This is a genomic window from Streptomyces sp. NPDC005494 (assembly GCF_042872025.1).
Lineage (GTDB): Bacteria > Actinomycetota > Actinomycetes > Streptomycetales > Streptomycetaceae > Streptomyces.
The window spans coordinates 443,021-456,844 of sequence record NZ_JBIAJR010000004.1 but is presented as its reverse complement, the minus strand read 5'-3'; the positions used below and the strand labels follow the sequence as shown (position 1 = coordinate 456,844).

Sequence of the window (13,824 nt, the reverse complement as noted above, 5' to 3'; positions counted from 1 at the left end):
CGGTGTGAAGCCGTATTGGATCGCTCTGTTCGCTTTGGGCGGAATTTTAGAACCTGTTCACCGTTCCGACCCTGTGTGATCGATCACAGGCGCGATTTCCCGTCCCTCCACTCTCCGTGATCACATCTGAGCCCGAAAGCCTGGAAACGTCCGGGTTTCCGGGGGTCGGTATCACGGGAAGTACACGGGGTGGCGCCCGTGAAGTGCAGCAAACGGACCGTGTACGGTCCCCATCGCCACCCAAGCTGATCGCTCACGAGAGATCCGGTTGGGTGTCGATTGAGTAACAGACCTTGATGTGAGGCAAAATCTCCGCCTCAGGTCGGGCACAAGTCCGGCCTCTCACGCGTTACGTGCGCTGAGACACCGCAGACACCCATGAGGGGGAGAGCGACATGGCAACGGATTACGACACCCCACGCAAGACCGACGACGACGTCGATCAGGACAGCCTCGAGGAGCTCAAGGCTCGTCGGAGCGACAAGACGGCATCCGCCGTCGACGTCGACGAGTTCGACGCGGCAGAGGGACTTGAGCTGCCCGGCGCAGACCTGTCCAACGAAGAGCTCGCCGTGCGGGTCCTGCCCAAGCAGGCCGACGAGTTCACCTGCATGAGCTGCTTCCTCGTGCACCACCGCAGCCAGCTGGCACGAGAGAAGAACGGCCAGCCCATCTGCCGCGACTGCGACTGAGGCCGGCCGGCCGTGGCAGGCGACACACCGTTGTGGAAGCGGCGCTTGCGGCGTACGAAGTCGTCGGAGGCACATCAGGGCGGCACACGCCCGGCAGAGGGCACAAGCCCCGCTGCCGAGCACGGGACCGCCCTGCCGGCCTCCCCCGGCGCATCTGACGACGAGCGGGGCCTTCCGGCCTCGCTCGAAGCAGTACGCGCCGCGGGCTCCCAGGAGCCCGGGCAGGACGGCCCGGACGGGTCCCCCAAGGGAACCGGCCGGCTGAACACGCTGAAACGGGGCGTGCTCAAGAGCAGGGAGAGCGCCGTCGCGGCGGTCGGCGTCGTCGCCGACCGGATCATCGACATCGCGCCCCGGGTCCCCGTGCGGGACCTCGCCACCCTGCGCAGACAGTTCCCGGGGCTCGGCCCCGAAGAGCTCGCCGACAAGCTCGTCGCGGGCGCCTGCAAGGCCACGGCGGCCGTCGGCGCCGGCATCGGGGCGGCGGCGATGATGCCCGTACCGCCCGCCATGCTCGCGGAACTCGCCGCCGAGATCACGGGCGTCGCGGCCGTCGAGATGAAGCTCGTCGCCGAGCTCCACGAGGTCTACGGCCGACGGCCCCCGGGCAATCTCGGGCAGCGCAGCACCGCGTACCTGACCTCCTGGACGGAGGAGCGCGGGATCGACGTCTCCCGGCCCACCACGCTCAACGCGGCTCTGGGCGGGCAGATGAAGCGTGAGCTGCGCCAGCAGATCATCAAGCGCACCGTGCGCGACCTGCCGAACCTCATCCCGTTCATGATCGGGGCCGCCGTCGGCGCCATGATGAACCGGAGGGACACCAAGAAGCTCGCCGACCGGGTCAGGAACGACCTGCGGCGCGATCAGATCTCCTGGGACCGCCTCGCGGAGCTCCCGCCGCTGGAACAGCCCGCAGAGCCCGTGAAGGAGCTGCCCAAGGGCCTCGAAGGCCCCGACGGCAACTGAACCCTCAGGCGGCGACGGGCGCGAGGGCCGCGGCCAGCGCCTGCGGCTCCCTCGTCGACAGGTAGATGTACGGCGTCGGGTCGGCCGGGTCCGTGACCTCCACCCGCACCGCCGTCGGGATGTAGCTGCGCAGCAGCATGTGGGCGCGCGGGTCCGCCTTGTACGAGCGCCAGGCGCGCGCCTCCTCCCCGTCCAGCACCTCGACCTCTCCGAGTGCTTCCAGAGGGATCCGGGCATCGCCCGCGACGAGCGCGCCGGCCACGACCCTGATGCGCGCCGAGCCGTACGAACTCACGCCCGCGCACGCCGCTGCGGTCCCGGCGACCAGGCCGCCGAGCATGGGCAGAAGGCCGAGGGGCAGGAGCATCAGCGCACAGGCGACGCCGATCCCGAAGGCGATGAGCCACCAGCTGCGAGGCGCGGTGAGACGTTCGTCGAAGGGAGGTGCGGAAGGCTGCATGAAACCAAGCTTGGCACGGCGCGACCCGTGGCCGGGCGCGCGGGTAAGGTCTGCGCCTGTGAGTGGAACATCTGCACGTCTGACACCCCCGGCCGGAGCGGTCGCACCGGTCCGCCATCCCGACGCCCCGGCCCCCGGTGAGCTCCTCGGCGCCCACTACGAACACTGTTTCGGCTGCGGTGGGGCACAGCCGCACGGGCTGCACCTCCAGGCGCGGGCCGGAGAGGGCGTCGACGTCACCGCCGAGTTCACCGTGAAGGCCGCCCACCAGGGCGCTCCGGGGCTCGCGCACGGGGGCGTCCTGGCCACGGCGATGGACGAGACGCTCGGCTCGCTGAACTGGCTGCTGCGGGTGATCGCGGTGACGGGACGGCTGGAGACCGACTACGTGCTGCCGGTGCCGGTGGACACGGTGCTCTTCCTGGAGGCCGAGGTCACGGCCGTGATGGGCCGGAAGATCTTCTGCCGCGCCACGGGGCGGATCGGGGGCCCCGAGGGGCCGGTCGCGGTCCGGGCGGAGGCGCTCTTCATCGAGGTCAAGGTGGACCACTTCATCGACAACGGGCGGCCGGAGGAGATCCAGGCGGCGATGTCCGACCCGGACCAGGTCAGGCGTGCCCGGGCCTTCGAGGTGAACCCGTGACGCGCCACCCCGTCGACGTACTCATCCGCCGGACCGACCCGGACGTGCCGATTCCGTCCTACGGGCACCCCGGTGACGCCGGTGCCGATCTGGTGACCACCGAGGCCGCCGAACTCGCCCCAGGAGAGCGGGCGGTGTTCCCCACCGGCGTGTCCATCGCCCTGCCGGACGGGTACGCGGCCTTCGTGCACCCGCGCTCCGGCCTCGCGGCCCGCTGCGGAGTGGCTCTCGTGAACGCCCCAGGGACGGTTGATGCCGGGTACCGTGGGGAGATCAAGGTCATCGTGGTCAATCTCGATCCGCGCGAGACCGTGAGGTTCGAACGGTTCGACCGGATTGCCCAACTGGTCGTCCAGCAGGTCGAGAAGGTGCGCTTCCACGAGGTGACGGAGCTCCCCGGCTCGGCGCGTGCCGAAGGGGGCTTCGGATCCACCGGCGGCCACGCCGCTGTGGACGGCGTCACGGGCGGTAACACCCAGGGTGGGAACAGCTACGCTTCGGTCGTATCCGACCGGGAAGGACGTTGACGTGTTCGGACGTCGCAAGAACAGTGGTTCCGCCGAGGACACGGCGGACGAAGCGCGCGAGGCCGAGCAGGTCGCCGACGAGCTCGACGACGCCGGGACCGGCAGCGGCTCGCGCCGTGCGAACCTGCCTCCCGCGCCCCGCCCCGACGGGCCGTGGGACATCTCCGAGGTCTCCCAGCCCGGCGAGGGCCGGGTGGACCTGGGCGGCATCTTCGTGCCCGGGGTCGAGGGCATGGAGCTCCGGGTGGAGGTCGCCGGCGACGCGATCGTCGCGGCCACGGTCGTGCTGCGCGACAGCGCGGTCCAGCTGCAGGCCTTCGCCGCCCCCAAGCGGGAAGGCATCTGGGGCGAGGTGCGCGAGGAGATCGCCTCGGGCATCACCCAGCAGGGCGGGATCATCGACGAGGTCGAGGGCCCCCTGGGCTGGGAGCTGCGCGCGCAGGTCCCCGTACAGCTCCCGGACGGGAAGAACGGCGTACAGCTGGTGCGCTTCGTCGGCGTCGACGGGCCGCGCTGGTTCCTGCGCGGAGTGATCTCCGGCCAGGGCGCCGTGCAGCCCGAGGCCGCCGGACTGCTGGAGACGATCTTCCGCGACACCGTCGTGGTGCGCGGCGAGGGCCCGATGGCCCCGCGCGACCCGATCGTCCTCAAGCTGCCCAACGACGCCCAGATGGTGCCGGAAGGCGTGCAGCAGGAGGACCAGGAGAGCTCGAAGTTCTCCGGTGGCATGGGACAGCTCCAGCGCGGTCCCGAGATCACCGAGGTGCGCTGACCGCGCCCAGGACCGCACACGAGGGGCCGGTGGGCCGCGCCCGGACAGGGACGCGGCCCTCCGGCCCTCGCGCGTTGCCTTCACCGGGCGGCGCGGCGCCCTCCGGCCCTCGCGCGTTGCCTTCACCGGGCGGCGCGGCGCCCTCCGGCCCCTCGCGCGTTGCCTTCACCGCGCGGCACGGCGCCCTCCGGCCCGTGCATTGCCTCACCGGGCGGCACGCGCACATACTGGCGGCTGCCGAGGGAGCGGTACGCACGGCCGCGTACGCACGGGGGAGAACGATGACACGCAGCACCGGCGCGCAGAGCGGCACCACCCTGGCCGGGAGCCCGGCCGACGGCCCCATGGTGCGGGTCGAGGACCTGCACCGGTCGTACGGGACCGGGGCCGCCGCCGTGCACGCGTTGCGGGGCGTCTCCTTCGAGATCCCGCGCGGCGAGCTCGTCGCGCTCAAGGGGCGCTCGGGGTCCGGCAAGACAACCCTCCTCAACCTGGTCGGCGGCCTCGACACCCCGGACAGCGGCCGGATCACCGTCGGCGGCACCGACCTCTCCGGGCTCGGTGAGGACGGGCTCCTGGGCCTGCGCAGGGACCGTATCGGCTTCATCTTCCAGTCCTTCGGCCTGATCCCGATCCTCACAGCGGCGGAGAACGTCGGCGTACCCATGCGGCTGCGCGGGGCCGACCCGGGCGAGCGCGAGGACCGGGTGGCACTCCTGCTGTCCCTCGTGGGCCTCGGCGACCACGCCCAGCAGCGCCCCGGCGAGCTCTCCGGCGGCCAGCAGCAGCGGGTCGCCATCGCCCGCGCGCTCGCGAACCGGCCCGCGCTGCTGATCGCCGACGAACCCACCGGGCAGCTCGACGCGGAGACCGGACTCGCGGTCATGCAGCTCCTGCGGGCCGTCGTCCGCAGCGAGGGCGTCACCCTCCTCGTCGCCACCCACGACCCCCAGCTGCTCGGCTTCGCCGACCGGGTCCTGGAGCTCAGCGACGGGCACATCGTCGAGCACGCGTAGGGCCACGGCCAGGGGCGGCGCAGCACGCCGGCCGCATCAGAATCCTGTCAAGACGGACCCCGCGCCCGCCCCTGACCCCATATGCCGGAAATTATCGGGGTAACTTCGAGACGGGCTTCCGCAGCTGCGGAAGCCCGTGCAGAGAAGACAATGGGGCCATGGCGCGCGGCAAGCTTCGGATCTACCTGGGTGCGGCACCCGGCGTCGGCAAGACGTACGCGATGCTCTCCGAGGCCCATCGCCGCGTGGAACGCGGCACCGACTGCGTGGTCGCGTTCGTGGAGCACCACGACCGCCCCCGCACCGAGGTGCTGCTGCACGGCCTGGAGCAGATCCGCCGCCGCGACATCGAGCACCGCTCCGCCGTCTTCGCCGAGATGGACGTCGACGCCGTACTGGAGCGCGCGCCCGCCGTCGCCCTGGTGGACGAGCTGGCCCACACCAACGTGCCCGGCTCCCGCAACGCCAAGCGCTGGCAGGACGTCGAGGAGCTCCTCAAGGCCGGCATCGACGTGGTCTCCACCGTCAACATCCAGCACCTGGAGTCCCTCGGCGACGTCGTGGAGTCGATAACCGGCGTGCGGCAGCAGGAGACCATCCCCGACGAGGTCGCCCGGCGGGCCGACCAGATCGAGCTCGTCGACATGTCGCCCGAGGCGCTGCGGCGCCGCATGGCCCACGGGAACATCTACCAGCCCGACAAGGTCGACGCGGCCCTGTCGAACTACTTCCGCCCCGGCAACCTCACCGCCCTGCGCGAGCTGGCCCTCCTGTGGGTCGCCGACCGGGTCGACGAGTACCTCCAGCAGTACCGGGGCGAGCACGACATCAGCGCCCCCTGGCAGGCCCGCGAGCGCATCGTCGTCGGGCTCACCGGCGGCCCCGAGGGCCGCACCCTCATCCGCCGTGCCTCCCGGATGGCCGCCAAGGGCTCCGGCAGCGAGATCCTCGCGGTGTACATCGCGCGCAGCGACGGACTGACCTCCGCCTCGCCCAAGGAGCTCGCGGGCCAGCGCACCCTCGTCGAGGACCTGGGCGGCACCTTCCACCATGTCATCGGCGACGACATACCCACCGCCCTCCTCGCGTTCGCCCGGGGCGTCAACGCCACCCAGATCGTCCTCGGGTCAAGCCGCCGCAAGACCTGGCAGTACATCTACGGCCCCGGGGTGGGCGCCACCGTCGCCCGGGAGTCCGGCCCCGACCTGGACGTCCACATCGTCACGCACGAAGAGGTCGCCAAGGGGCGAGGGCTGCCCATCGCCCGGGGGGCCAGGCTCAGCCGCACCCGGATCATCTCGGGCTGGCTGGCCGGCGTCGGCGGACCTGCCCTCCTCACGCTGCTCCTGCACGGCATGGAGAACGGGCCGGGCCTCGCCAACGACGTCCTGCTCTTCCTCTTCATGACGGTCGCGGCCGCCCTGCTCGGCGGCCTGACCCCCGCTCTCGCCTCGGCGGCCGTCGGCTCCCTGCTCCTGAACTACTGGTTCACCCCGCCCACCCACACCCTGACGGTGCAGGACCCGGAGAACTTCGTCGCCATCGTGATCTTCTTCGCGGTGGCGGTCGCGGTGGCCTCCGTCGTCGACCTCGCGGCCCGCCGTACCCACCAGGCCGCCCGGCTGCGCGCCGAGTCGGAGATCCTCTCCGCCCTCGCCGGGAGCGTCCTGCGGGGCGAGACGGCCCTGGACGCCCTGCTGGACCGGGTGCGCGAGACCTTCGGCATGGAGTCCGTCGCCCTCCTGGAGCGGCAGAGCGACGTCGAGCCGTGGACCTGCGCGGGCTCCGTCGGGCCCGCCCCGGTGGCCCGGCCCGACGACGCGGACGTGGACATGCCCGTCGGCGACCACATGGCCCTGGCGCTCTCCGGCCGGGTCCTGCCCGCCGAGGACCGCCGGGTCCTCGGCGCCTTCGCCGCGCAGGCCGCCGTCGTGCTGGACCGCCAGCGCCTGGTCGGCGAGGCGGAGGCGGCCAGGCGGCTGGCCGAGGGCAACCGCATCAGGACCGCACTCCTCGCCGCCGTCAGCCACGACCTGCGCACCCCGCTGGCCGCCATCAAGGCCGCCGTCAGCTCCCTGCGCTCCGACGACGTCTCCTGGTCCGAGGAGGACGAGGCGGAGCTCCTCGCGGGCATCGAGGACGGCGCCGACCGCCTCGACCACCTGGTCGGCAACCTGCTCGACATGTCACGCCTGCAGACCGGCACGGTCACCCCGCTGATCCGTGAGATCGACCTCGACGAGGTCGTCCCGATGGCGCTCGGCGGCGTACCGGAGGGCAGCGTCGACCTGGACATCCCCGAGACGCTGCCCATGGTCGCCGTGGACCCCGGGCTGCTGGAACGGGCGGTCGCCAACATCGTCGAGAACGCGGTCAAGTACAGCAACGGCCGTGAACGCGTCACCGTCGCCGCCAGCGCCCTCGGCGAGCGTGTCGAGCTGCGGGTGGCCGACCGGGGCCGCGGGGTCCCGGACGAGGCCAAGGAGCGCATCTTCGAGCCCTTCCAGCGGTACGGTGACGCCCCGCGCGGCGCCGGGGTCGGTCTCGGGCTCGCCGTCGCCCGCGGTTTCGTCGAGTCCATGGGCGGCACGCTCGGCGCCGAGGACACCCCCGGCGGCGGGCTCACCATGGTCCTGACGCTCACGGCCGCGCCGGGGCAGGTGCACCCCGGCTCCCTGCATCCCGTGCAGGTCACGTCATGAGGTCCCCGGGGCGTACCCCCGCCCCGTACACGTATTCCGGAAAGGCAGGTCCGAGATGACCCGGGTGCTCGTGGTCGACGACGAGCCGCAGATCGTGCGCGCCCTCGTGATCAACCTGAAGGCGCGCAGGTACGAGGTGGACGCGGCGCCCGACGGGGCGACCGCCCTGCAGCTCGCCGCGGCCCGCCACCCCGACGTGGTCGTCCTCGACCTCGGGCTGCCGGACATGGACGGCGTCGAGGTGATCAAGGGCCTGCGCGGCTGGACCCGGGTGCCGATCCTCGTGCTCTCCGCCCGCCACACCTCCGACGAGAAGGTCGAGGCCCTGGACGCCGGAGCCGACGACTACGTCACCAAGCCGTTCGGCATGGACGAACTGCTGGCACGGCTGCGCGCGGCGGTGCGCAGGGCGGAACCGGTGGGCCCGGACGGCGCCGACGACCAGGTGATCGTCGAGACCGAGGGCTTCACCGTCGACCTGGCGGCGAAGAAGGTCCAGCGCGAAGGCCGCGACGTACGCCTCACCCCCACCGAGTGGCACCTGCTGGAGGTCCTCGTACGCAACGCGGGCCGGCTCGTCAGCCAGAAACAGCTGCTCCAGGAGGTCTGGGGGCCCTCGTACGGCACCGAGACCAACTACCTGCGCGTCTACATGGCCCAGCTGCGCCGCAAGCTCGAGGCGGACCCCTCGCACCCCCGGCACTTCGTCACCGAGCCCGGGATGGGCTATCGCTTCGAGCGCGGGAAGCAGGTTCCCGAATGAGCGCGCAGACAGGAGTTCCCGGCGCGAGGCTTCACTCGTTCGAGTGAGACCCCCGCCACCCCGCCCCTGACACAGGAGACCGGTACGCTTCGGGTATGACCGCTGTTCCCCGATTCGAGAAGCCCGGCAGGACGGACAAGCCGTCCGGCCGCTTCCGACGCATGCTCGACCGGCTGTCCAGCTCCCAGGAGGATCTGGAGTCCGAGGAGCTGCAGGAGGACGCGCACGCTTCGGGGTGCACGCGCATCTCCGAGTGCTCGGACCGGCAGATCGTCAAGGTGACTGGTACCTTGCGGACCGTCACCCTGCGCCCGCGGGCAGGAGTCCCCGCCCTGGAGGCGGAGCTCTTCGACGGCACCGCGCCGCTCGACGTGGTCTGGCTGGGCCGGCGATCCATCGTCGGCATCGAGCCGGGCCGCAAGCTCATCGCGTCGGGCCGTATCGCCATCAGCCACGGTCGCCGGGTGCTGTTCAATCCCAAATACGAACTCCGACCGCTCGGCAAGGAGTAGCCGGTGACGTCTCTCGACAAGCCGACGTCCGACACGGACCAGCCCCACCGCACCGACCAGCAGGCCGACGACGCGAGGGCGGTCACGGAAGCCGCGCTCTTCGAGGCCTTCGGCGGTGTGCGAGGCATGGTGGAGACAGTCCTGCCCGGGCTGCTCTTCGTCACGATCTTCACCATCAACAAGAACCTGACGGCCTCGGCGATCGCCGCGCTGGCCGTCTCCCTGCTCCTCGTCGTCGTACGGCTGCTCCGCAAGGACACCGTCAAGCACGCCTTCAGCGGCGTCTTCGGCGTGGCCTTCGGTGTGCTCTTCGCGAAGATGACGGGCAACGCCAAGGACTTCTACCTGCCGGGCATGATCTACACGCTCGGACTGGCCCTCGCCTACCTCGTCACGACGCTCGCCGGGGTGCCGCTGATCGGGCTGATCCTCGGTCCGGTCTTCAAGGAGAACCTCTCCTGGCGCACCAGGAACCCCGGCCGCAAGAAGGCGTACGCCAAGGCCAGTTACGCCTGGGGACTGATCCTGCTCGCCAAGTGCGCGATCCTCTTCCCGCTGTACTGGTGGGCCGACACCACCGAGCTCGGCTGGGTGCTCGTCGCGCTCAAGATCCCGCCGTTCCTGCTCGCGGTGTACCTGACCTGGGTCTTCCTCGCCAAGGCGCCGCCGCCCATCGACGTGTTCGCCGAGATGGAGGCGGAGGAGCAGGCCGAGAAGGACCGCGAGGCGGCCCGGCGCGCCGAGGCCGCGGAAGTCCGCAACTCCGAGTTCTGACGCACGACGACGCACATGTGCGTGGGCCCCGGACCGTCGACACGGTCCGGGGCCCACGCACACCTGCCCCCGCTCAGTCCTCGGCGGGCTCGCGACGGACCGACAGCAGGTCCTCCAGCTGCTCCTCGCGCGCCTGGGCGGCCACGAACAGCAGCTCGTCACCGGCCTCCAGGGTCTCCTCGGGGCTCGGCGTCAGCACACGGGTGCCGCGGATGATCGTGACGAGCGAGGTGTCCTCGGGCCAGTCCACGTCACTCACCCTGATGCCGGCCAGCGCCGACTCCGGGGGCAGCGTCAGCTCGACGAGGTTGGCGTCGCCGTGGCTGAAGCGCAGCAGCCGGACCAGATCACCGACGCTCACCGCCTCCTCGACCAGGGCGGACATCAGCCGCGGGGTGGAGACCGCGACGTCGACACCCCAGGACTCGTTGAACAGCCACTCGTTCTTCGGGTTGTTCACCCGGGCCACGACCCTCGGGACGCCGTACTCGGTCTTCGCGAGCAGCGAGACGACCAGGTTGACCTTGTCGTCACCCGTCGAGGCGATCACGACGTTGCACCGCTGGAGCGCCGCCTCGTCGAGCGAGGTGATCTCGCAGGCGTCCGCGAGGAGCCACTCGGCCATCGGGACCCGCTCCACCGAGATGGCGGTCGGCGCCTTGTCGATCAGCAGTACCTCGTGCCCGTTCTCCAGGAGCTCGGCCGCGATGGAACGCCCCACCGCACCGGCCCCGGCAATCGCGACGCGCATCAGTGACCGCCCTCCTCGGGACCTTCGGCAAAGGCCTCCTCGACCTTCGCGATCTCGTCCGTACGCATCATCACGTGAACGAGGTCGCCCTCCTGCAGAACCGTCTGCGACGTCGGCAGTATGGCCTCACCCAACCGGGTGAGGAAGGCGACACGGACGCCCGTCTCCTCCTGCAGTGTGCTGATCTTGTGCCCGATCCAGGACGGGGTCGTGTGCACCTCGGCGAGCTGCACCCCGCCGCTCGGGTCCCGCCACAGCGGCTCCGCGCCCGACGGCAGCAGACGCCGCAGCATCTGGTCGGCCGTCCAGCGGACCGTGGCGACCGTCGGGATGCCCAGCCGCTGATAGACCTCGGCACGCCGGGGGTCGTAGATACGCGCCGCGACGTTCTCGATGCCGAACATCTCGCGCGCCACCCGGGCCGCGATGATGTTGGAGTTGTCACCGCTGCTGACGGCGGCGAACGCTCCGGCCTCCTCGATCCCCGCCTCGCGCAGGGTGTCCTGGTCGAAGCCGACCCCGCTGACACGCCGGCCGCCGAACCCGGCACCGAGGCGCCGGAACGCCGTCGGGTCCTGGTCGATCACGGCGACCGTGTGCCCCTGCTGTTCCAGGGTCTGCGCGAGAGCGGCTCCGACACGCCCGCAGCCCATGATGACGATGTGCACCTTGCGCCTACCTCGCCGTCCTGGTCATCCGGATGACCTGCGAAAACACCCTGCTCACACTTCTCTCTCAGCTTGCGGGGCAAACAATGGGGCAACCACTTCCGTCGTTGCCCGGGGATGAGCTTATGCGGCCGTGCCCGCACCGCCTCATCCGAGTGTGCGTATCCCACGGCCCGATGAGCAAAGGGGGGCGGCCGACGGAGAACCGGCACCCTTCGGCGGGTGGGCCCGCCCACTCCCCGGCACCGGGGCCCCCAGCTCCCGTACCGCAAGGATTTCGTTAAGGATTCCATGGACTTTTGCGGTGAGGGCGGGTGATTATGAAGGTTTTCCGGTTGCGGAGCGGGTGGTGACGCTCTGGCGTGTCTCGCCAGCGCTTACGATCCTCTGCGTGTCCAAACTGACCGACGTGCCCAAACGGATCCTGATCGGCCGGGCGCTGCGCAGCGACAAGCTGGGGGAAACGCTCCTCCCCAAGCGCATCGCGCTCCCCGTCTTCGCGTCCGACCCGCTGTCCTCCGTTGCGTACGCACCAGGAGAAGTCCTCCTCGTGCTCTCCATCGCGGGTGTGTCGGCGTACCACTTCAGCCCGTGGATCGCGCTCGCGGTCGTGGTCCTGATGTTCACCGTCGTCGCCTCGTACCGGCAGAACGTGCGCGCGTACCCGAGCGGAGGCGGCGACTACGAGGTCGCCAACACCAACCTGGGCCCCAAGGCCGGTCTGACCGTCGCCAGCGCCCTCCTCGTCGACTACGTCCTGACCGTCGCGGTGTCGATCTCCTCCGGCGTGGAGAACCTCGGCTCCGCCGTCCCCTTCGTCGTCGAGCACAAGACGTTCTGCGCCATCGGGGCCATCGTCCTGCTGACGCTCATGAACCTGCGGGGCGTCAAGGAGTCCGGCAAGCTCTTCGCGATCCCCACCTACCTGTTCGTGGCCGGCGTCTTCGCCATGATCCTCTGGGGTGCGTTCCGCGGGCTGGTCCTCGGCGACACCATGCACGCCCCCACCTCCGACTACGAGATCAAGCCGGAGCACCAGGGCCTCGCGGGCTTCGCGCTCGTGTTCCTGCTGCTGCGCGCCTTCTCCTCCGGCTGCGCGGCCCTGACCGGCGTCGAGGCGATCAGCAACGGCGTGCCCGCCTTCCGCAAGCCGAAGAGCAAGAACGCCGCGACCACCCTCGCGGCGATGGGGCTCCTGGCAGTCACCATGTTCTGCGGCATCATCGGCCTCGCCATGGCCACCGACGTGAAGATGGCGGAGAACCCGGCGAAGGACCTGATCCACAACGGCGCCGCCGTCGGCGCGAGCTTCGTCCAGGACCCCGTGATCTCGCAGGTCGCCGCAGCCGTCTTCGGCGACGGTACGTTCTTCTTCGTCTTTCTGGCGGCGGCCACCGCCCTCGTGCTCTTCCTGGCCGCCAACACCGCGTACAACGGCTTCCCGCTGCTCGGCTCGATCCTCGCGCAGGACCGTTACCTCCCTCGCCAGCTGCACACCCGCGGCGACCGGCTCGCCTTCTCCAACGGAATCGTGCTGCTGGCCGGGGCCGCGATCCTGCTCGTGTGGATCTACGGGGCCGACTCGACCCGGCTGATCCAGCTCTACATCGTCGGCGTCTTCGTCTCCTTCACCCTCAGCCAGACCGGCATGGTGCGGCACTGGAACCGTCATCTGCGTACCGAGAAGGACCCGGCGGTGCGGCGGCACATGATCCGCTCGCGCGCGATCAACACCTTCGGGGCGTTCTTCACCGGGCTCGTCCTGGTCGTGGTCCTGGCCACCAAGTTCACCCACGGTGCCTGGGTCGCGCTGCTCGGCATGGTGATCTTCTTCGGCACGATGACCGCGATCCGCCGGCACTACGACCGGGTCGCGGAGGAGATCGCCGCCGGCGACACCCCGTCCGACGACACCGTCAGGCCCTCGCGCGTCCACTCGATCGTCCTGGTCTCCCGCATCCACCGCCCCACGCTGCGCGCGCTCGCGTACGCCAAGCTGGTGCGCTCGGACCAGCTGGAGGCCCTCTCCATCAGCGTCGACCCGGACGAGACCAAGGCTCTCAGGGAGGACTGGGAGAGGCGTGGCATCGACATCCCGCTCAAGATCCTCGACTCGCCGTACCGCGAGGTCACCCGCCCGGTGATCGAGTACGTGAAGAGCCTGCGCAAGGACCGCCCCCGCGACGTGATCAGCGTCTACATCCCGGAGTACGTGGTCGGCCACTGGTACGAGCATCTGCTGCACAACCAGAGCGCGCTGCGGCTGAAGGGCCGACTCCTGTTCACCCCGGGCGTGATGGTGACCTCGGTGCCGTACCAGCTGGAGTCCTCCGAGGCCGCGAAGGTGCGCGCCAGGAGGCGCGCGGACTGGAACGCGCCGGGCTCGGTGCGCCGTGGTCCCGTCGAGCGGCGGAACCAGAAGGAGTCCGGCACCAAGAGCTGACGCGGGCGATCCCGCTCGTGGTGAGCGGTCGGCCGACACCCACGTAGACTCGTAGGTTGTTGTCCGGCCGCTTCGCGGTTCCCGGGTTCCGGTGCACACCGGCTCCCCGTGGTCCCGTCTCCGGCCCGCCGT

At 70.7% G+C, this 13,824-nt stretch carries 14 protein-coding genes; 11 read left to right on the top strand and 3 right to left on the bottom strand.

The window, feature by feature from the left end:
• The first annotated feature begins 395 nt into the window (after window positions 1-395).
• Window positions 396-692 carry a DUF4193 domain-containing protein gene (locus tag ACFYQ6_RS15700; protein WP_003965732.1) on the top strand — a complete coding sequence of 99 codons (297 nt, stop codon included), beginning with the start codon at window positions 396-398 and terminating at the stop codon, window positions 690-692.
• A gap of 12 nt (window positions 693-704) precedes the next feature.
• A complete protein-coding gene (locus ACFYQ6_RS15695) occupies window positions 705-1,661 on the top strand; it encodes a hypothetical protein (protein ID WP_388763336.1) in 957 nt (318 codons plus the stop codon).
• 4 nt (window positions 1,662-1,665) lie between these two features.
• On the opposite strand, the gene ACFYQ6_RS15690 is transcribed toward ACFYQ6_RS15695, so the two are convergent.
• A complete protein-coding gene (locus ACFYQ6_RS15690; protein ID WP_388763334.1) occupies window positions 1,666-2,121 on the bottom strand; it encodes a DUF3093 domain-containing protein in 456 nt (151 codons plus the stop codon).
• A 58-nt stretch (window positions 2,122-2,179) separates the two neighbouring features.
• Between ACFYQ6_RS15690 and ACFYQ6_RS15685 the strand changes: the two genes are divergently transcribed.
• From ACFYQ6_RS15685 to ACFYQ6_RS15650, 8 genes are all read left to right on the top strand, one after another.
• Window positions 2,180-2,764 (top strand): PaaI family thioesterase, encoded by a 585-nt coding sequence (locus tag ACFYQ6_RS15685; protein WP_388763332.1) that lies wholly within the window; start codon window positions 2,180-2,182, stop codon window positions 2,762-2,764.
• On the top strand, window positions 2,761-3,291 hold the full coding sequence (dut, locus tag ACFYQ6_RS15680; protein WP_388763330.1) for a dUTP diphosphatase: 531 nt from the start codon (window positions 2,761-2,763) through the stop codon (window positions 3,289-3,291). Before ACFYQ6_RS15685 ends, dut begins: the two co-directional genes overlap by 4 nt.
• Window position 3,292: 1 nt before the next feature.
• Window positions 3,293-4,063 carry a DUF3710 domain-containing protein gene (locus ACFYQ6_RS15675; RefSeq protein ID WP_145808643.1) on the top strand — a complete coding sequence of 257 codons (771 nt, stop codon included), beginning with the start codon at window positions 3,293-3,295 and terminating at the stop codon, window positions 4,061-4,063.
• A gap of 281 nt (window positions 4,064-4,344) precedes the next feature.
• Window positions 4,345-5,079, top strand: a complete 735-nt coding sequence (locus ACFYQ6_RS15670) for an ABC transporter ATP-binding protein (RefSeq protein WP_361575851.1) — start codon at window positions 4,345-4,347, stop codon at window positions 5,077-5,079.
• A gap of 158 nt (window positions 5,080-5,237) precedes the next feature.
• On the top strand, window positions 5,238-7,781 hold the full coding sequence (locus tag ACFYQ6_RS15665; RefSeq protein ID WP_361575854.1) for a sensor histidine kinase KdpD: 2,544 nt from the start codon (window positions 5,238-5,240) through the stop codon (window positions 7,779-7,781).
• A gap of 55 nt (window positions 7,782-7,836) precedes the next feature.
• Complete coding sequence (locus ACFYQ6_RS15660) at window positions 7,837-8,544, top strand: response regulator (RefSeq protein ID WP_356743149.1); 708 nt, start codon at window positions 7,837-7,839, stop codon at window positions 8,542-8,544.
• Window positions 8,545-8,639: 95 nt separating this feature from the next.
• A complete protein-coding gene (locus ACFYQ6_RS15655; protein WP_361575857.1) occupies window positions 8,640-9,056 on the top strand; it encodes an OB-fold nucleic acid binding domain-containing protein in 417 nt (138 codons plus the stop codon).
• Window positions 9,057-9,059: 3 nt separating this feature from the next.
• Complete coding sequence (locus ACFYQ6_RS15650; protein WP_361575860.1) at window positions 9,060-9,830, top strand: DUF3159 domain-containing protein; 771 nt, start codon at window positions 9,060-9,062, stop codon at window positions 9,828-9,830.
• 73 nt (window positions 9,831-9,903) lie between these two features.
• Here ACFYQ6_RS15650 and ACFYQ6_RS15645 read toward each other — a convergent pair whose 3' ends face one another.
• Together ACFYQ6_RS15645 and ACFYQ6_RS15640 are read right to left on the bottom strand one after the other, a co-directional pair.
• The gene (locus ACFYQ6_RS15645; RefSeq protein WP_356743155.1) at window positions 9,904-10,581 is read right to left on the bottom strand and encodes a TrkA family potassium uptake protein; all 678 of its coding nucleotides are present in this window, start codon (window positions 10,579-10,581) and stop codon (window positions 9,904-9,906) included.
• On the bottom strand, window positions 10,581-11,249 hold the full coding sequence (locus ACFYQ6_RS15640) for a TrkA family potassium uptake protein (protein WP_073748169.1): 669 nt from the start codon (window positions 11,247-11,249) through the stop codon (window positions 10,581-10,583). The genes ACFYQ6_RS15645 and ACFYQ6_RS15640 overlap by 1 nt, the downstream gene beginning before the upstream one ends.
• 391 nt (window positions 11,250-11,640) lie before the next feature.
• Here ACFYQ6_RS15640 and ACFYQ6_RS15635 point away from each other — a divergent pair, with 391 nt between their 5' ends.
• Window positions 11,641-13,692 (top strand): APC family permease, encoded by a 2,052-nt coding sequence (locus ACFYQ6_RS15635; RefSeq protein WP_361575864.1) that lies wholly within the window; start codon window positions 11,641-11,643, stop codon window positions 13,690-13,692.
• Window positions 13,693-13,824 lie beyond the last annotated feature (132 nt).